The sequence below is a fragment of the Paludibacter jiangxiensis genome (assembly GCF_001618385.1).
Classification (GTDB): Bacteria; Bacteroidota; Bacteroidia; order Bacteroidales; family Paludibacteraceae; genus Microbacter; species Microbacter jiangxiensis.
Map to the genome: position 1 here is coordinate 38,902 of NZ_BDCR01000002.1, position 19,936 is coordinate 58,837.

The 19,936-nt window shown below is 45.8% G+C and carries 16 protein-coding genes; 5 read left to right on the forward strand and 11 right to left on the reverse strand.

All coding sequences use genetic code 11. The features are described 5' to 3' along the window. Positions 1–29: 29 nt before the first annotated feature. From PJIAN_RS05325 to PJIAN_RS05345, 5 genes are all read left to right on the forward strand, one after another. Positions 30–431: an L-rhamnose mutarotase gene (locus PJIAN_RS05325; protein WP_068702846.1), complete on the forward strand. Its 402-nt coding sequence runs from the start codon at positions 30–32 to the stop codon at positions 429–431. An 18-nt stretch (positions 432–449) separates the two neighbouring features. Next, on the forward strand, positions 450–1,769 hold the full coding sequence (fucP, locus tag PJIAN_RS05330) for an L-fucose:H+ symporter permease (protein ID WP_068702848.1): 1,320 nt from the start codon (positions 450–452) through the stop codon (positions 1,767–1,769). A gap of 32 nt (positions 1,770–1,801) precedes the next feature. After that, positions 1,802–3,574, forward strand: coding sequence for an L-fucose isomerase (gene fucI, locus PJIAN_RS05335; protein ID WP_068702850.1), 1,773 nt, complete (start codon positions 1,802–1,804; stop codon positions 3,572–3,574). Positions 3,575–3,758: 184 nt separating this feature from the next. Then, positions 3,759–4,436: a TetR/AcrR family transcriptional regulator gene (locus tag PJIAN_RS05340; RefSeq protein ID WP_068702854.1), complete on the forward strand. Its 678-nt coding sequence runs from the start codon at positions 3,759–3,761 to the stop codon at positions 4,434–4,436. Positions 4,437–4,442: 6 nt separating this feature from the next. Further along, positions 4,443–4,982: a hypothetical protein gene (locus PJIAN_RS05345; protein WP_068702855.1), complete on the forward strand. Its 540-nt coding sequence runs from the start codon at positions 4,443–4,445 to the stop codon at positions 4,980–4,982. Between the two features lie 67 nt (positions 4,983–5,049). On the opposite strand, the gene PJIAN_RS05350 is transcribed toward PJIAN_RS05345, so the two are convergent. The 11 genes from PJIAN_RS05350 to PJIAN_RS05400 all read right to left on the reverse strand — a co-directional run bounded on the left by PJIAN_RS05350 (position 5,050) and on the right by PJIAN_RS05400 (position 19,639). Beyond that, a complete protein-coding gene (locus PJIAN_RS05350) occupies positions 5,050–5,916 on the reverse strand; it encodes a hypothetical protein (RefSeq protein WP_153802488.1) in 867 nt (288 codons plus the stop codon). 161 nt (positions 5,917–6,077) lie between these two features. Further along, positions 6,078–6,950: a lipoate--protein ligase family protein gene (locus PJIAN_RS05355; RefSeq protein WP_068702857.1), complete on the reverse strand. Its 873-nt coding sequence runs from the start codon at positions 6,948–6,950 to the stop codon at positions 6,078–6,080. Between the two features lie 2 nt (positions 6,951–6,952). Beyond that, the gene (locus PJIAN_RS05360; protein WP_068702858.1) at positions 6,953–8,251 is read right to left on the reverse strand and encodes a class II aldolase/adducin family protein; all 1,299 of its coding nucleotides are present in this window, start codon (positions 8,249–8,251) and stop codon (positions 6,953–6,955) included. A gap of 142 nt (positions 8,252–8,393) precedes the next feature. After that, positions 8,394–9,665: a zinc-binding dehydrogenase gene (locus PJIAN_RS05365; RefSeq protein WP_068702863.1), complete on the reverse strand. Its 1,272-nt coding sequence runs from the start codon at positions 9,663–9,665 to the stop codon at positions 8,394–8,396. Positions 9,666–9,731: 66 nt separating this feature from the next. Then, positions 9,732–10,418, reverse strand: a complete 687-nt coding sequence (locus PJIAN_RS05370) for a hypothetical protein (protein WP_068702864.1) — start codon at positions 10,416–10,418, stop codon at positions 9,732–9,734. 95 nt (positions 10,419–10,513) lie between these two features. Further along, positions 10,514–12,478, reverse strand: a complete 1,965-nt coding sequence (locus tag PJIAN_RS05375; RefSeq protein ID WP_068702865.1) for an SDR family NAD(P)-dependent oxidoreductase — start codon at positions 12,476–12,478, stop codon at positions 10,514–10,516. Between the two features lie 119 nt (positions 12,479–12,597). Next, entirely contained in the window at positions 12,598–13,827 is a 1,230-nt protein-coding gene (locus PJIAN_RS05380; RefSeq protein WP_172795575.1) for a PHP domain-containing protein, read from the reverse strand. 134 nt (positions 13,828–13,961) lie between these two features. Beyond that, on the reverse strand, positions 13,962–16,439 hold the full coding sequence (locus PJIAN_RS05385; protein ID WP_068702866.1) for an alpha-ketoacid dehydrogenase subunit alpha/beta: 2,478 nt from the start codon (positions 16,437–16,439) through the stop codon (positions 13,962–13,964). A 60-nt stretch (positions 16,440–16,499) separates the two neighbouring features. Then, positions 16,500–16,892 (reverse strand): four helix bundle protein, encoded by a 393-nt coding sequence (locus PJIAN_RS05390; protein WP_068702869.1) that lies wholly within the window; start codon positions 16,890–16,892, stop codon positions 16,500–16,502. Positions 16,893–16,917: 25 nt separating this feature from the next. After that, the gene (lpdA, locus tag PJIAN_RS05395) at positions 16,918–18,273 is read right to left on the reverse strand and encodes a dihydrolipoyl dehydrogenase (RefSeq protein WP_068703215.1); all 1,356 of its coding nucleotides are present in this window, start codon (positions 18,271–18,273) and stop codon (positions 16,918–16,920) included. Between the two features lie 28 nt (positions 18,274–18,301). Then, positions 18,302–19,639 carry a dihydrolipoamide acetyltransferase family protein gene (locus PJIAN_RS05400; protein ID WP_068702871.1) on the reverse strand — a complete coding sequence of 446 codons (1,338 nt, stop codon included), beginning with the start codon at positions 19,637–19,639 and terminating at the stop codon, positions 18,302–18,304. Positions 19,640–19,936 lie beyond the last annotated feature (297 nt).

Here is a 19,936-nt window from a genome sequence, read left to right on the forward strand (position 1 = left end):
ACGCTAAACTTTCAACATACACCAATACTATGACCACTCACAACTTAAAGCAGGGTTATCCTGCAAAACAATTCGGGCAACCGACCAAACGCTATTGTCAACAACTTGATTTGGTGGACGATGCCGCCTTGATTGAACAATATAAATATTGGCACGCTCCGGCTAATAACTGGGCGGAAATTGCTGCCGGAATCCGCAGTGTGGGTATCCTTGAAATGGAGATTTACCTGCATAAAAATCATGCTTTTATGATTGTGGAAGTGCCTGCCGATTTCGACTGGGACAGCGCTTTTGCCAAACTTGCTACGCTCGATCGTCAGGAAGAATGGGAAGCTTTTGTCGCTAAATTCCAGTGCTCGAAACCGGGTGCTACATCCGACGAAAAGTGGCAACTGATGGCGCGTATTTATGCTCTGACCGAATGCAAATAACCTGAAAGTCTTATAATCATGGAGAAACACAAAATTGTTGACAAAAAGTATTTATTGCCGTTTATACTGGTAACCTCGTTGTTTTACCTGTGGGCAATTCCGAACAATCTGAATGATATTCTGATTCCCCAGTTTATGAAATCGTTTGAGTTGAACCGCTTACAGGCAGGTTTGGTGCAATCGGCGTTTTATATGGGTTATTTTCTTTTGTCGCTGCCTGCAGCTTACATCATGGATCGTTATAATTATAAGACAGGACTGCTGATAGGACTGGTGTTGTATGCCATGGGGGCGTTCTTGTTTTACCCAGCAGCCATTGTCGGTACTTACGGGTTGTTTTTGCTGGCGTTGTTTGTGATTGCCAGCGGACTGGCTTTTCTTGAAACGGGATCAAACTCGTTTATTGCGGTTTTGGGCGATCCGGCAACATCCACCCAACGCCTCAATTTCTCGCAGTCGTTTAATCCGTGGGGAGCTATGAGTGGGGTCTTGATCGGTAATATTTTTATCTTCTCAGGTGTGGAACATTCCGAAGCTCAGGTGGAAGCACTCAAGGCCTCGGGGCAATATCAGAGCTATCTCCATAGCGAAATTCTCAGGGTAATTCCTCCGTATATGGTGATTGGAGCCATTATTTTGGTGATTGCTTTCGTGATGTGGAAAGTGAAATTCCCGGCAGAATCAGAAACCGGTACTCACAGGAAAATGGATACAAAAAAAGAGGGAAGCCATGGACATTTTTCCAAACTGTTTCAATATCCTCACTTTGTAAAAGGGGTGATAGCACAGTTTTTCTATGTGGGTGCACAGGTTGGAACATGGAGCTTTATGATTTCCTATGTGAAGGATTACCTGCAAAGGCCAGAAAAAGAAGCCGGCTATTTTCTGTTTGCTTCCCTGCTCGCGTTTGGTGTTGGCCGGTTTGTATCTACGGCTTTGATGCGCAAGATTAATCCCCATAAACTCATGGGGGCCTATAGCCTGATTAACGTAGTTTTGGCGGCAGTTTCTGTGCTGTTGCCCGGACAGTTGGGCGGATATACCCTGGTGGCATCGAGCTTCTTTATGTCGCTGATGTTCCCGACAATTTTTGCTTTTGGCGTGAAAGGTTTGGGCCCGAATACCAAAATCGGAGGTTCCATGATCATTATGGCGATTATCGGAGGAGCAGTATGGACACCGGTGATGGGTCTTATTTCCGATCAAACCAAAAGTCTGGCATTGGCAATGATCATTCCGCTAGTCTGTTATATCTATATATTTTATTATGCATTAAAAGGGTCAGTTCCATCCGGACCACTTTACGAAAAGGATGAAACTGTGATCGCGTCTCACTAACCACTAATAACTAACCATTAACCAAGACTGACATGTCTAAATATCCGAAAGTAGGGATTCGTCCCATTATCGACGGGCGCCAGTACGGTGTTCGTGAAAGTCTGGAAGACCAGACTATGAATATGGCCAAAAGTGCCGCTGCTCTTATCTCTTCAAAGTTGCGTTATCCTGACGGAACTCCTGTTGAATGTGTAATTGCCGACACTACTATTGGTCGCGTGCCACAGGCTGCTGCCTGTGCTGAGAAATTTGAAAAAGAGGGAGTGGGTCTTACTCTTTCCGTAACTCCCTGCTGGTGCTACGGAACAGAAACCATTGACCTGAATCCTTATTATCCGAAAGCTATCTGGGGTTTCAACGGCACCGAACGTCCGGGAGCTGTATATCTGGCCGCAGCGTTGGCTGGTCATGCTCAAAAAGGTATTCCTGCTTTCGGAATCTACGGTCACGATGTGCAGGATAGTACTGATACCAGTATTCCTGCTGATGTGGAAGAAAAGATTCTGCGTTTCATCAAAGCAGGATTGGCTGTGGCCATGATGCGCGGAAAATCGTATCTCGGCATCGGCGGCCAGTGCATGGGTATTGCTGGTTCGGTAGTTGATCCCGATTTCTTCCAGGATTATCTGGGTATTCGTGTGGAAGCCGTAGATGAAGTTGAAATCATTCGACGCGTTGAAGGTGAAATTTATGATAAGGAAGAGTTTGCCAAGGCAATGGCATGGACTGAAAAATATTGCAAGTCGAACGAAGGCCAGGATTACAATGTGCCTGAAAAACAAAGCTCTTCCGAAAAGCGTGAAAAAGACTGGGAATATGTGGTCAAAATGACCATCATCATGCGTGATCTGATGATTGGAAATCCGAAGCTGAAAGAGTTGGGTTTTGCGGAAGAAGCGCTCGGTCACAATGCAATTCTGGCCGGTTTTCAGGGACAACGTCAATGGACCGACTTTATGCCAAACGGCGATTTCTCCGAAGCATTGCTCTGCTCTTCTTTCGACTGGAACGGGATTCGCGAAGCTTTTGTTTTGGCAACCGAAAACGACTCGTTAAACGGTATCGCGATGTTGTTTGGTCACTTACTGACCAACACTGCTTCTATTTTCTCAGATGTACGTACCTTCTGGAGTCCGGAAGCTGTGAAACGAGTAACGGGCTACGATCTCGAAGGTCCTGCTGCCAATGGTATTATCCACCTGATCAACTCAGGGGCTACCTGTCTGGATGCAACCGGTGAACAAACCAATGACGAAGGTCAGCCGGCAATGAAACCTTTCTGGGATATTACCGAAGAAGAAGTGTTGAAATGTCTCGACGCTACCACCTGGTATCCGGCCGATAAAGGTTATTTCCGTGGCGGAGGTTACTCTTCCAACTTCCTTTCCAAAGGAGGAATGCCGGTAACGATGCTGCGTGTGAACCGGATCAAAGGCTTGGGTCCGGTGTTGCAAATCGCCGAAGGATGGACCGTGGATCTTCCTGCTGATGTTCACAATGCCATCAACGTGCGTACCGATAAAACATGGCCGACCACCTGGTTTGCTCCGCGCCTGAATGACTCGCAACAATTTAAAGACGTGTACAGCGTGATGAACAATTGGGGCGCCAACCACGGTGCAATCAGCTACGGACACATTGGTGCCGATTTGATTACCCTGGCTTCTATACTTCGCATTCCGGTTTGCATGCATAATGTGGAAGAGGATAAAATCTTCCGTCCGGCAGCCTGGAACGCATTCGGTATGGATGCCGAAGGTTCCGACTATCGTGCTTGCCAGACTTACGGGGCGTTGTATAAATAAACATACTGCTTTTACTAATAAAATCGGAAGGTTTGGGAATGCCCGGGCCTTCCGATTGTTGTTTTAGAGGTGTTTTGTTTGTTCTAAATATCATATATGAAGTTAAATAAAAATATAATGAACATGTATTTGAAATATGAACAATGTTCATTATATTTGCACTGTTATTTAATTACTGTTTATTATGGTTGCAAACAAAGCTATTCAGGAGCAACGGATGAAAGGATATTTCATTCAGGCGACAAAAGATATCCTTAAGGGAGAAGGACTTAAGGGAGTGAGTGTGAGAAATGTTGCCCAACAGGCAGGGTATTCGTATTCAACTATTTACAACTATTTCAAAGATGTGAACGATCTTGTTTTTGTCTGTATTTCCGATTTTCAGCAAGAGTGTGCTTCATTTGTTGCCGACCAGGCGCAGTCGTCTGCTCCGGGAATCGATAGGTTGAAGAAGCTTGTGGTTGGGTATGTGAATTTTTTCGTGGAATATCCGGGCCTTTTCGAGCTTTTCTATCTGGCCAAAGTGGGCGACTTCGGACACAAGGAAGCCACGATTAATGTGATTAATAGTTCGTTGGATGCTATTTGTGAAAAGGAATGGAACTATTGTATTGCACGAGGAATGGTGAAGGCCGCAGATGTGGAACGCCTTAAAGCGCAATTGCGTTACATGGTCATCGGTTTGTTGTTGCTGTACCTGAATCGTCGTTTCCCGGCTTCATATTCTGAGTTTATGAATCAGCTCACGATTCAGATAAATGCCATTTTGGGTAGTGAAACGTCATCTGGACAAACAGCCGCTAATACAGCTCAGGGTGGGCCACTTGTACAAAACTCATTGATCTCGGTCAATATTAAATAGCCTGCTATGGAAAGAATTGAAGGGTGGAAACACGGGGAGGAGTTATCTAAAATCTTCGCGAAATGTAATATTTCAGGATCGTCTGCCGTGCTGCATGTTGCGCCGGATTATACTCTTCTGGCGTTAGCGACCAAAGGAATAGAACCCGATGTTATCTGGCAATTTGATATTGGCTTTGAGAAAACTGCAAATCAATTTTTCAGGCATAATCCGCCAACACCCGGAGAGGTGGAGAATGCCATAATGGTGGTGGAAGATGAGGTGATGCAGGTGAGTAAATTGATTCCGGCCGGAACGCATCTTTTTTCATTTGATGTCGCCGTGAAAGAAATTTATGCTCAACTTGAACCTTACCAGCAATCATCCGCTCGTCTGCTCTACCGTCACGATGTTGAAGCTATTTTCGGACGTCTGTCAACAATTATATCAGGTCGTCCGGTTTCTTCTGATACACTTCCGCAAACGGCTACATTTGCCGCCGCTCTGTTGATCCTCCGAGAAGTGATGTTTCATCTGGGGTTTGATGAAGTAACCCTGTGTGATTGACCTGCTAAAACGCAAAACGGTTGAGAGATTCTCCCAACCGTTTTTTTTGTTCTTTATTTCCCGATAATTAATTGCTTGTTTTGAAGGTTTTTGTGATTCCTCCGGAAGTGGCAGTCGCCAGATTGTCGCAGGTGCCGTCTCCATAATCAATCACAACAGTTTTGCTATTAACGGTAATCGTTAGTTTACCTTTCTGTATGTAAGGGCAAAGATTGCCGACAATTAATGGGTTATTTTCGTCAATTACCATCGAATATGTCGTGCCTTTCGTGTTCATACCTTTGGAAACTCCTTTGATAGAGAAGGTATCGTCGTAAGGAAATAGCGGTGTTCCGTTGATTTCAAGACGTTCCCTTACTCGTTCCGAACGACAGGTGATTTTTGTCAGGTCGGGTTTGGTGATGGTGTCATTGGATACTAAAGTCCAGTAAGGGTGATTCTTTGTGTTGAATCCCTTGTAAATAACAGTTTTCACTACGCCTACTTTGTTGTTGTTTACATAAAAATTCTGTGTTTTGATTGTATAGGACGCATTTGCAACCGAAAGTTTGTTGGTAATGGTAATAATCAGTTTTCCTTTGTAAACGTTGCTCCTTCTTCCTGTAAAACCGGAAGTGCCAAAGTCGATAGTGATTACTTTTGGAAAGTTCACCGAGTCAGGTTTGTCTACCGTAATGGTGATGGAGGAACTGGTAACTCCGGAGGTTTTCAAGGCCGAACTGCTGCTTTTGAATCCGGCTGAAGATAATCCGGTAAGATACTCATCAGCTTCGTTAACCATGTCATCACCGATACTTGAAACTTCTGACTCGTCGGTGGACGCAACCAGCAAGTCGGACGTAGAGGAGAGTTCTTCGATCTGAGCACAGGAAGCCATCAAACAAACTAAGCCGAAACCGGCAGCGAGAAGTGATATTAGTAAACCTTTTTTCATACGCCTTAAAATTTTTGAGGATTTGTAATAGGTGTGGATCAAACAAAGAGAATGTTTGTGATTGTTAATTCTGCAAAGATATTGGTTGTGTTTGAAAATAATTGCATCCAACAACTATTTTTTTCGGTTTTAGGGTGAATTTTTTTGAGAAGAAGGCTCTTTTAGAATAAATCTGAAAGTTTTTTGCCTAAAAGTTTAACTTTTAGCGCTTCAGGGCATTTGTTGCCAACATGACAGATCACTCCTTTTTCGATGGAGAGGGATAATGAGAGGAATTCGCCATTCAGTTCTGTTGTATGTTCCACGATGGCTTTCGGACTTTGTGCCCAGTTCCATTCCCAGGTGTTGTATCGTTCGGTTTGTAAATCATAGATACTCTCTGTTTCTTCGGAGGAGAAATGCTTGATGCCGGAGAAATATCGTTTTGAGAATTGGCTTGCAAGTTGTTGTAAAAAGCCGATAGGACCCATGTTCTTAAGCGATTCACTCTCTTGCCGGATATTGGTGACTTTGCTGCGTACTGATTTTACCGCTTTGCTTTCTGTTATGTGGGGAGATGTGAGAGCTGTTTCAAGAGCATCAAGGTTGGTATCGTAGAGCAATGTGCCGTGAAAAAGCACGTGAGTGCCGCTGCTGTGTACTGCCGTTCCGGTAATTTTTTTCTGGTTGAGATAGAGATCTTTTCTTATGCCAACCGATGTTTTGACTCCCAGAGAGGAGAGTACGGATACAATTTCAGAGAGCGGATTGTAATCTAGCGGATTGCTTGCTTTAGTTGCGATAAAGCAAAAATTGATATTTCCGCTGTCGTGATAAACAGCTCCTCCGCCCGACAAACGGCGTACTATCTGAATACTTTCCGACAGGCAATAGGGAAGATTGACCTCGGCATAGATGTTTTGGTTGCGCCCCAACACTACGCAAGGGTCGTTGATATAGAAAAACAGAACGTCACAAGGACGTTCTGTTAATAGAAATTGTTCGGATGCAAGATTGAATGACGGCGAATGAGATTCGCTGACAATGATTTGCATGATTATTTTACATTAAAAGCAATGCGTAATTCGTCAATTTCCTTGTCTCCCATCGGTTGCAGCTCGCCAACAGAGGCAGCCATTACCAATGAGTTTGCCGAGAATTCTGCCACTTCGAGGTAGTCGAAAGTGTTGAGCAATTTGTCACCGGTTACCACCACACAGTCGTTGGCTACCAGTACCACACGGTTATGGTTGAACATTTCGGCCATGCCTTCCACATCGCTGTAGAGTGAGCCGAACGGAATGGTAGGAACATCCTGCAGGAAGATCCAGCTTTCGGGAATGGTACGCACATCAAATTTCTGTCCGCTTACCGCATGTGCCATCAGGTTGACCGGTTGGGTTGAGATGATGGAGTTGATATGCGGATTCATTTGGTAGATGCGTTGGTGCAGTGCCACCGAACGGCTTGGTGTTTTACCGGCTTCTGACATGCCATTCTTTATCTGAACGAGATCGCTCGGGGTAATATCCCAACGGGCAACATCGCGCGGAGTAATCAGAAAGTCGTCATCTCTCCAGCGTACGGAAACGGTGCCGTAGGTAGAGATCATCAGGCCCTGGTCGCAGGCACGTCGAATCATTTTCACCATATCGGTACGGATGGCGCGTTCGTCCGAAGGATATTCCACATCCATAAACGGAGTGACATTTTTCGGGAACATATCGATGTATTGAGAAATCTGATCGTCGGTCAGCGTATTTACGTTGCCCAGTTTACCGGCAGCAACGATAGTGCGGCAGCAAAATTCCAGCGTTTCGAAACGTTGATAAGCGTCCATCATGTCTGTGCCGCCCAATACAACGCCGTGGTTCTCCATGATTACCGCGCGGTATTTCGGGTTTTCGAATTCTTTGGCAATTTTCTTACCAAGGTCTTCACTACCGGGACAGCCGTAAGGTGCATAGCCGATTTCACCGCAGATGAAACGAGCCTGAGGAATGATATTGGTGTTGGGTACTTTGCGGGCAATACTGAACGCAACCAGTCCCGGGGGGTGAGCGTGGATAATTGCCCGGAGTTCCGGACGAGCTTCAAAGATTGCTTTGTGGAAAGGATATTCTGACGAAGGCTTGTGCGGACCGACAATGGTTCCGTCTTTTTTGACACACATAATGTCTTTGGTTGTCAACGATCCCTTGTCAACGCCCGAAGGTGTGATCCAGATATCACCGTTGTCATCTCTGATCGAGATGTTTCCACCCGAGGTGGTGGTCATGCCACTCCGGTAAATACGTCCGATAATCACATTGATCTGTTCTACCGGATGCATTAAGTTTACATCTAATTGGTTCATCTTTAAAAATTATATAGTTAAAACACACATTGAAGTGATACTTTCCTGATGAAGCAGGAATTGGTTCCTGCTCGTTTTTTTTATTGCCTTTTTCTTCGATATTTTTCGTTTGTGAGTAAAAAATATCTCGTCTGCTTGCCGTCTATTTTGAGTAATTGCTTAATAAATAGCTTTCTGCCTCCACAGACCAAAGCCCTTTGTTTTTCTTGCAAATATCGGCTAAATTTTTCAAAACCGGGTCTGTTTTTCCTTTTTCTTCGAACTCGGAGATGGCTGTTAACGGAAAATTAATATGGGTGTAGATCAACTTTTTCCCTCCCGGAATTTCAGGCAGGTGATTGGTGGCTTCTGCCACGGCATCCAATCCTCCGATATGGGTCACCAATCCCGCCGGATCGAGCCCTTTCGACATCATTTCCAACGCTTCCACCATATCGGCAGTATTGCCTCCGCTGGTTCCCACCACGTGGGTGTAGGCATAGTGAACGTTGTAGAAGTTGAACGAGGCACTGAAGGTCGGATCGCCCGGGCCTGCAAAGAAGTTGAGGCACCCATCAAACGCCAGAATGGCATCGCCCTGTTCTACTACCGGTTTTACGGGAGCAAACACGAACACGTCGTCGTAGCCGGTTCCGCCACTGATAGCCTTGAGTTCTTCCACCGGATTTTTCATTTTGCCGGTGTTGATATAACGCAGGTCGATGCCGCGCGATTGAGCGAATTCAATTGGAAGTATCGTTGCCGCGCGGTCGAGGCGGGTCTGGTCGACATCGGTCACAACTACCAGCGATGGCTTGCGGTCTTCGCGACGAAGCACGTAGTTGATGGCTGCCAGTCCCATCGGGCCTACACCCGCCAAAATGGCCATTTTGCCACCCTCCACGATTTCCATCTTGTGTACGTAGCTGCCCGGTGTGGTGTGGTAGTTAGCATGCATGGCGCCGATGACGCACGAAAGCGGTTCTGCCAGCGAAGCAGGATAATACCCTTCGCCTTTGTAGGCCAGCAGGCAATTTTTCTCCATCACTTCGTTGGGAATGATGACGTAAGTAGCATCGCCGCCGATGTGCTGATAACTGTAACCCGGAGCACTCAAAACGCCAACGGGTCCGTCTTCGTAGTACAAAGCGGGCTGAATGGAAAATTTGTCGCCGGCTTTGAATTTGTCGGCCCATTTTGCGCCGACTTCCACCAACTCTCCGGCAAACTCGTGGCCGATAATGATGGGGTTCTCGGCAACGTCATCGGGCACACGCTTGTGATCCGTTCCCTGGCTCGAAGCCTTATAGGACGACATGCAAAGAGAGTCGGAAACTACCTTTGCCAATATCTCATTCTCTTTTATCTGCGGCAACTCAAACTCTTCCAAACGAAGATCTTTTTTGCCATATAGTCGTACTGCTTTTGTTTTCATAAGATAGAGAAGCCCCCTAAATCCCCCTCAAGGGGGACTTAAGAATCGGCTGTTAGGATTGTTTTTTTAATAAATTGGATTACAATCTAATGCAGAGTTTATGGGTGTAAAATCGAAATTAAAATAATTACTAATATTCTTGACAAGTTGTTGAAACCAAATAGGAGAAGAAGGCGCTACGTAAATATTTTCAATTAAATTATTGATGTTTACTTCGATTTTTAATCCATCTTCATTTATTCTTATATTGTCATTCACGATAGCTCTCAATTCTTGTTCGTAAGAATAATAGCTCTTCTTGTGCAACATCCTATCTAAATAAGTGCCCCAGTCACCATTCCCGTCATATTTAACAGTTGATAAATAGATATTATCATTTACTTCATTAAGACATTTGTAAAGTTTGGAGTAGGTTGTTTGTAATGCAATGCCATTTTGTGAATTTAAATAGATTTTCCACATTGCATAAGACTCATTCTCATTTATATGCCAACAGTTTACAAAAAATGTCTTCTTTATTTCTTTTCCAAATTGAGTCCATAAAGTTTGACCATCATGACCACATTGAGAATTTCTTTCTGTAACATCTTGTGCTGAAATTGTGCCCTCGAACGAATCTCCAAAACGATCACTTCTTGTGAAATACAAAGTTTTATTCATAATAAAATCGATAAACTTTGTAAAGTCCATGTATTTCCAAATTTTGATTTCTTGATTCTCGGGCGAAAAACAATATTCATGTGGTTCAATCATAGTGAATTAGTTTTTTTGTTGTAAATAGTATGAATTTAAACAACCTTATATAATGCAGACTTATAAGTCCCCCTTGAGGGGGATTTAGGGGGCCTTTAGCTCAGCATTACCTGTCCTCCTGTGATCGGCAAGGCCTGCCCGGTTTCGCCACACTGTTCCATCAGGTAGAGCGCACCTTTGGTAACATCTTCGGGTGAACACCCTTTCTGCATCGGAACTTGTGCCAGATAGAAGTTCTTTACATCTTCTATCGTTTTTGCACCGGGAACTTTGCCAGCACGCAAATATTGCACAAACAAACCGTTGTCAGGATCGCTCCAGAGCGGACCTTCATAGAAATTACCCGGACAAATGGAGTTCACCTTGATGCGGAAGGGAGCCAATTCCAATGCAAATGACTGGGTAAGCCCCACACCGCCGAATTTTCCACCGGCATAGGCGAAGTTGGCCTTGCTGCCGCGCAATCCCGATTTGGAATTGATCTGGATAATGTCGGCGTAATAGTCTGCCGAAGCGTATTTGGTCTGCAATTTCATTATGCGGCTTACTACCTTCGTGCAATAGAAGTAAGCGTTGTAGTTGATCTTGGTCACAAACTCGAAGTTTTCCGGTGTCATGTCGTCCAGACTTCCGGCGCGAAGAACTCCGGCATTGCTCACGAAGCAGTCGATGGCTCCGAAGTTGCAAATGGTTTCGTGCACCAGATTTTCAATGCTCGGTATCTCACTTACGTTGGTTTTTACGAAGATAGCCCGGTTGCTTTTGACCAATTTATTGAAACGTTCCATTGTTGCCATTCCGACGGTGTCGTTCATGTCGGCCACCACGATGTTGGCGCCTTCCTGCAACAGGCAACGGGCAATTCCTTCGCCGAATCCCTGGGCAGCGCCGGTGACGATGATGGTTTTGTTTTCGGCACGACCTTTCGCGCTTCCAGCCGCCACGCTACGACGGTAGTTTTCTACTTCCCAGTTGTCGATAAAGTCGATCTGAGCCTGCGTCATCGGGTGCGGACCGCCGAATGAACCGGCAATCCATGCAATTTTCATCGCATCTTCGAAAACGTCGAGAATAATGTCGCACTGCGCGGCATTATCGCCTACAGCTACCAATCCGATTCCTTGTATCAAAAGGACTTTGGGCAGGTAACCGAACCTTTCTTTGAAGGCGGAAATAGCTTTGGTGGCTTCTGCAAGCACGGCTTCCGGCTCTTCTTCGTTGATGAAAATATAGTTCGATTTGCAATAGACAATGGCATCGGGCGTAAACGGACGGGTAATCTTGGTTTGGTTTTCGGGGCTGTCGTAAAAGTATTTTATCAGTTCGTTTTTGCGGACTTTCAATGTCTTTAACCCCTCTTTCGAGAGCATCATGCGGATACCCGGCAAAATTTGTTCGGTACAGCTACAGGTGGCCCGTGCTTCGGTCGGAACCGGAGCCTGGATCGCTTTTTCGAGCTTGTCTAAAATTTTCGTGTAAAGCACCTTGATCTCTTCAATGCTGTTGGCACCCACAAAAATGCCATGATTTTGCAGCCAGATAATGGCTGGTTCGGCACCACCGTCTTCTTCGCGGAAAGCCTTGATAGCGTCTTCCACTTTTTTGAAAAGTACGTAGCCGGGATCGGTGTATTCGATATATAAAGCCTTTTCTCCAAATATTCTTTTCAGGTCGCTTTCGGCATTTTGCGAGCACATCAAACCGTTGACGGTAGTCGGATGGAGATGCACTACGAAAGCATAATCGATGGCATTGTGCATGGATGTCTCTACCGAAGGACGTTTTCCTTTGGTCAGGGTAGCTGCGGCAAGGTCGTTTTTTACCTCTTCCTCTCGTTTGGCAGCGTTGTCGCTGTATTTTTTGTCGGACATCACGGCTAGTTTGGCTCTGTCGAGTATGGCAAAACCCTCTTCGGTGATGGTTGCCAGAGAGGAACCGCTGGCTTTGACCCAAATCATCTCCTCATTTTTATAGGAAGTGTTTCCTCCTCCGGCAATTACAAATCGACTGTCGCGACCATAAAATTGCGATATTTCAATAAGTTGTTCTATTTCTTTCATTTTCTATCTGTTTTTGCCACAAGACACCAAGTATGTTGCGTGTTTTTTGTTCTTGGAACCTTAGGCGCAATATATACAGGCTAAACTGCATTATTGTTTTTGATGCTTTACCTGCTTCATTAACCGCACTGAGCATTGTTCTCTTCTTCGGAATATTTATAGATTTTGAAATCAATATTCATATCCTCTGATTCTGGTGCGCCGGCATTGGTTATCAGCTGATCTCCCAGTTTTATGAATTCGTCACGATGTTCGATGTCAGCAACTCCTTCTTCATTTACGTAGCCTTTTAATCCTTGTTTTACAAGGTGTTGATGGGCAGCTATCACGCAGGCACCCTGATAATTGATCTGTTGCAGTTTTTTGCTCAATGGCGTTTTGCTGCGCGAGGTCAGGGTGATTGGTTCCATGGCAGGCGTGTTGTGTTCCGTTCCGAAGGTGATTACAAAACCTTTGTCGTGGAGATAGCCTGCGTAAATCTCCAGTGCATCCATCGTGTTGCGGGTGGTGATAAATTCCGCCGAATAAAAACCACGTTCCTGTAATGTCTTTGCCGCTTTTTTTAGGTCACCTTCAAAGTCGGTAAAAATGCCCTTCGGATCGTCTGCCAGAAAGGGATAGGTGGGAATGCCACCGGCCTTCAGGATGATTTGCCGTACCGTTTCCATCGGTAAAAAGGCTTTCGGGTCTTCGGGAACAAATGCCGCACCACCCGCTTTCAGCAGGTTGCCACGTATTTCATTCTCAACGGCTGCATGATTAGATACGGTTGCTTTCACGGCCTTACCACCGAACAGTTTTTCAAACAGCGCTTTGATCTCTTCTTCCGAACGGTTCTCATACACTTTCAACCGCAAGGCTTTGGCCAAATGGCGTTCGCGAACGGAACCTTCGGTCAACTCTTGTTTGATGGTTGCAAAGTCGAGCGTGAATCCGGCATCACTAGCTTTCAATAACTCGTTTACTTTTCCGCACATGGCCTCTACTTGTGCGTTGGCTTCGGCTCTGACCGCTGCCAGTTGCGAAGCGTATGGCTCTTCCAGTTTGAATGGGAACGAAAGGCCTTTCCCGCTTAGGTATGTACGTCCCGGATTGCCCGGATCGTTTACCCTGAGACCGGCTTTTTGGTCTTCCTCATTCAGACTGATGAATTCGATGTTGAAAAGAGGATAGAGACCGCGTTTTTTACATCCTTCCGCCCATGCAGAGTAGCCGTCAGTGGTGTAGAAATCATTGATTCCAACTACTTTCACACCTTCTTCTTTTGCCATGTCTAATGCCTGATCAATCGATTCGAAGGCACTGAATGAATATGGCGTATGTAAATGTGCATTGACTTTCAATGTCATGTTGTGTTGTTTTCAGGTTAGAAATAAAGGCATTTTGCACACGGAATCCACGAATTTTACAGAATTACAGATTGGAAGGTTAGCTCGTGTTTTTCCGTTTTTTTTCTGTGTGTTCCGTGTGCGGAATTTACGAATCAGATTCCCAGCTTGGCACGACGGATTTGCTCAACTTCGGTGAAGTTGGCAAAAGGTACGTGTCTGGGCAGGGGAACAATTTTTTCGTGAATGGCGTCGATGATGGTTTCCGGTTGCGGAAAGAATGCGTATTCCAACTCGTAAGCCGGTGTGATCCAGTTTCGTGAACCAACTACAACGGGTGGCGCGTCCAGATAATCGAATGCCAGTTCGGAAATATTTTGAGCTATGTCGTTGAGGAATGAACCGCGTTGGGTGGCGTCGCTCGAAAGAACGATTTTGCCGGTTTTCTTTACCGATTCGATCACTTTTTCGTAGTTGAACGGAGAGAGCGAACGGGCATCGATCACTTCGGCGCTCATGCCGTATTTTTCTTCCAGTATTTTAGCAGCATCCAAAGCACGGTACAAGGTAGCACCGATGGTCAGGATGGTGATGTCTTTTCCTTCACGTTTAATGTCGGGTTCTCCGAACGGAATTTCATAGTATTCTTCAGGTACTCCTTCCGAGTGGAACTGTTCGCCGATTTCGTAAATACGTTGACTTTCAAAGAAAATGACCGGGTCAGTGCCGTGCAATGCGGTATTCATTAAACCTTTTGCATCATACGGAGTAACCGGGAAGCAAACTTTTAAGCCCGGAATATGAGCCACCAGAGATGTCCAGTCCTGTGAGTGTTGTGCGCCATATTTTGAACCGACGGAAACGCGTACCACTACCGGCATTTTCAGAATGTTGCCACTCATAGCCTGCCATTTGGGCAACTGGTTGAACACTTCGTCGCCGCAACGGCCAAGGAAGTCGCAGTACATGATTTCGGGAATCACACGGCCGCCACACATGGCGTAACCGATAGCAGTGCCCACAATCGAAGCTTCAGAAATGGGTGAGTTGAACAGACGATGATAAGGAAGCGCTTCTGTCAAACCACGATATACGGCGAAAGCTCCACCCCAGTCACGGTTTTCTTCACCATAAGCGACCAAAGTAGGATCGGTATAGAACCGATGGGCAATGGCTTCGAACAGACCGTCGCGCAGTTGGTACTGTTTCATTTTTGAGACAGGATTGCCCTCTTTGTCTTTGATGTAACGCACTTTTCCGGCAATCTGTTTGGCGCGTGGATTTTCGCTCAGCGGATGGTTTACCTCTGGTGTTGCATCCGAGAAAGCATCCACTGTTTGGTTAGAGAACATCATTTCGCCCAACAATTCGGGATTTTTGCGCAAATCCATGCGGGGAGAAATCTCTTCGTCGATGGCTAATTTGAAAACATCGACCATGCTCTCTTTTATGCCGGTTTGTATTTTGTCCAGATCTCCTTGGGTAGCCACTTTGGCATCAATTAGTTTCTTGCCGAAAGTTGCAATACAGTCGAACTGTTCCCACAGCTCCATCTCTTCTTTTGAACGATACGATGAGGCGTCGGAAGGAGAGTGGCCGCTGTAACGGTAAGTGACCACGTCAAGCAGCACCGGACCGCCCTTTTCCTTGTCGAGAATTTCGCGTTTACGACGGTAAGCGTCGATCACGGCTAGCGGATTGTAACCGTCCACACGTTCGGCATGCATCTGTTCGGGATTCACACCGGCGCCGATGCGGGCTGCAAAGTCGTAGCCCATGGTTTCTCCGCGGGTCTGGCCGCCCATACCGTACTGGTTGTTCATGATATTGATGACCACCGGCAGGCCGCCTTTCATGTCGTCGCCCCACAGTTGTTTGAATTGATCCATGGCAGCAAACATCAGGCCTTCCCAAACCGGACCGCAGGCCATAGAGGCATCACCGATGTTGGCCACTACGATGCCTGGTTTGCGGTTTACTTTTTTGTAGAGCGCCGCACCCACGGCAATATCGCCGCTACCACCTACGATAGCATTGTTGGGATAGATACCGAAAGGAAGGAAGAACGCGTGCATACTTCCACCCAAGCCTTTGTTGAAGCCGGTTTCGCGAGCGAAAATTTCGGCCATTATCCCGTAAAGAAGGAAGCGTTTTGCCAAATCTTTTGCCGATCCGTTGAAGTTTTTCTTCACGATTCCATAAGCAGTTCCCCCGAAGAAATCTTCCATGATTTTGGTCAGGGTAGCGTCATCCAATTGCTGAATGGAACGAAGGCCTTTTGCCAGAATTTCGCCGTGGCTACGGTGCGACCCGAAAATAAAGTCTTCGATGGTCAGCGTGTAAGCCATCCCGACAGCTGCTGCTTCCTGCCCCGCAGAAAGGTGAGCCGGGCCGGGATTGTTGTACGAAATTCCGCTGTAAGCGCCGGTAGTTTTTACCAGGTTTAACATGGTCTCGAATTCGCGGATCATGGCCATATCGTGATAGATATGCAACAGATCTTCTGTTGAAAAATTCTTGCTTTTCAGCTCGTCCTGAATCGTTTTGTTGTATTGGTTAACAGGAATGGGTTTGAAGGTAATTTCGCCTGCCTCAAAAAGAGGAGCAGGATCGACAAATAAACTTTTAGGCATGGTATTTTAAGTTAGGATTATTTGATTGGTCGAATGTGTGTTTGTTATAAAGTTTAATGTTCAAAGTTTGAATTTGGTTCCTTTCATGTCTGTTTGATTCAGATATTGCATGAAACTACTGATCATTCTGCTGGCTTCTTCGGCTAACCTGAACGTACTGTCAAACTCTTCTTTTGTGATATAATTGTTATCCAATGCCCGATATAATTGCGATCGGGTTTCTCCTGAAGAGCCTTTTGCTATGGATAAAAATTGAATGAATTCACGATTGCCATTCCGTTCAAAGCCTTCTGCAATATTATCCATCACAGAACCTGAAGAGCCTTTGATTTGCCCAATCAGGCGGTAATCACGAGAAAAAGATTCTTTTTGTGTCAAAAGATGAATTTGTTTGCATAGCTCGCGTGCCGTTTGCCATGCTTTTATATCTTCAAACCTTTCAATTTTTGCCATAACCTTAAACTTTGAACTTGAAACTTTAAAACTCAAACGCAGTTTCTTTAAAAATTTCGCTTACAGTCGGGTGGGGAAATACCACCTCTTTCAGCTCTTTGAGTGTCAGTTCGGCTTCGATGGCCATGCAGGCGCCGTAAATCATTTCACTGGAGGGGTTGCCCAGCATGTGAACGCCGAGAACTTCTCCGTGCTTTTCGCCGACGATCACTTTGCACAGGCCGCTGCCTCCTTCGTTTTCAGCAACAAAACGTCCGGCATAAGCCATCGGTAGTTTGGCTACTTTTACGGCAATGTTTTTGGCTTTGGCTGCTTCTTCGGTGAGGCCAACACCCGAAATTTCAGGGTTGGTATACACTACGCCCGGAATAGCATTGTAGCGCATCACATCTTTCCCTCCGGTCAGGTTGTTCACCACCACTTCTCCTTCGCGACTGGCAGTATGTGCTAAGAGTGAAAATCCGGTAACGTCGCCTGCGGCAAAAACATTCGGAATGTTGGTACGCATCTTTTCGTCCACTTTGATGCCGCCTTTGAGAAGTTCGACACCCAAATTTTCGAGGCCGAAACCCTGTGTCACGGCACGGCGACCAACGCTCACCAGAATCTTATCGCCACTGACGGTAAAGGTTTGTCCGTCCTTCTCGTAGCTTACTTCGGTGCCGTTGACGGCGGTTACTTTTGCCGAAAGATTGAATTCGATGCCCTTTTTGGCGTACATCTCGCGGAGTAGGACGCTCATTTCAGTGTCCATTCCGGTCAGGATTTCGGGCAGCATTTCAATAACAGTTACTTTGGTGCCGAGGCTGTTGAAGAAGCTGGCAAATTCCATTCCTATAACGCCTCCGCCGATGATAACCAACGAGGCCGGTTGCTCTTTCAATGCAAGGATTTCACGGTTGGTCAGGATGACGTCACCCGATTCTTTCAATCCGGGAATGGGAGGAACAAATGCTTCGGAACCGGTACATATCAAAAGGTTTTTGGCCAAAAAGGCGTTTTCTCCGCTGGTGATTTCAATACCTTCGGCCGAACGTCCTTTGATGAAAGCATCGCCTTTGACAACCTCTACGTGATGCGCTTTCATTTTTGCACCGACGCCGGCAACCAGTTTGCGAACCACTTTGTTTTTGCGGGCCATCATTTTGCCAAAGTCGAAACTCACGTTTTCGACAAACACTCCGTACTTGTCGCCATGAACGGCGTTGTCGTAAGTTTTTGCGCTATATAATAAAGTCTTGGTGGGGATGCAACCTTCATTGAGGCATACTCCGCCCAGATCTTTCTTTTCAAACAGTACTACTGAGAGGCCTTTTGCACCTGCACGTTCTGCGGCTACATATCCTGCAGGGCCGCCACCGATAATTGCTAAATCAAACATTTCCATTTACGATTTAAAGATTTTCAAATTAAATTTCAAATTCAAGGTTTTCAATCTCAATGGCAATTTGTTTGAGGAAGCGGGTTGCTTCGCCACCATCCAGAGCGCGGTGATCGTAGGTGAGGCTTAGTCCGATAAAAGGAACAAAGCCGTAAGCGCCGTTACCCAGATCTTTCGGTCGCGGAACAATGGTGTTGACGCCCAGAATAGCTGCCTGCGGCAGATTGATTACCGGGGTAAAGATCTCCACTCCGTAGTTGCCGAGATTTGAAATCGTAAAGGTAGCAGCTTCCGACGAAAGTAAATCGGGGTCGATGCTCCCTTTTTTACAGGCGTTGGCAATTTCTTTGAATTGGTTGGAAAGGCCCTGAATAGAAAGATCATCGGCATTCTTAACTACCGGGACCATCAGACCACGATCGGTATCAACCGCTAGGGCAAGGTGTATTTTGTTGAAATATTTAATGCTGTCGCCAAGGAAATGGGTGTTGACTTGCGGGAACTTTTTCAATGCTTTGATCACGGCAAACCCTACCATGTCGTTCAATGTGATATTGGTTGGATAGCCTTTCTCCATTGCTTTTTTTACCTTTTCGCGCAGTTCGAGGATGCGGCGGGCATCAGCTCCTAAATGGTGGGTGAGCTGAGCCGAGTTCTGCAACGAAGCATGCATTGCTTTGGCAATGATCTTGCGCATGTTGGTAACCGGTTTAACTTCAAAGTCGGCTCCGTATACTGGATTTTTCGCGGCTGACAAATCTTTGGCAGTGACGCTTCCTCCCAATCCCGTGCCTTCTGTAGCTGTTGCGCCTGTTGCTTTGGCTTCGGCTTTTGCCAGCGGAGTCAGTTTCGGACGGTTTTCAATGGCGGACTGAACGTCACGCTCGATGATGCGTCCTTTGGGACCGGAACCCTGAATGTCACCTGTAGAAACGGCCTCTTTTTCTGCCAGATGTTTGGCGCGCGGAGAAATCGCCCCACTGGTTGAGCTTGAAACCACTGCAGTTGGAGTTGATGCTGTTGCTGAGGAAGCAGTCGCTTGAACTTCGGGTTCTTGATTCTTGGCTCTTGGCTCTTGAGTCTCGGATGTTGATCTTCCTCCCGGGCGGAACTCCTCTGCCGACTCCCCGGCTTGTCCGATCACCAACACATTGGTTAGTACAGGAACTTCGTCGCCGTCGCCGAAAAAAATGTCGAGAACAATCCCGTCAGCCGGAGCAACTTCTTCGAACGAGGCTTTGTCTGTTTCGTATGCAAAAAGGAGTTCGCCTTGCTTGACGCTGTCTCCTTTTTTTTTGTTGAACTGCGTGATGATGCAGCTTTCAACCGATTGCCCTTGCTTGGGCATAATTACTACTGTTGCCATGAATATTGGAAATAAGATGTAGCCCTCAATTCGGGGCGGTTATACTATAAAAGGTTGTGTGTTGTTTCGTATTTGTGACGACGCTTATCGTCTGTCGAATACAAAGGTACAACTATTACATATATGTACAAGTTATTTTTAAATCAAATAATAACTCTGAATATCAGTGTTTAATAATTATTTGTATGCATAAAAATATATATTTGTACGTACAAGTTGGCTAAAAAAAGTTTTGTCGTATTGATGATAATACCTACCTTTGGACTGTAATTCATAAAATGCTTTTTTCTTGACTCA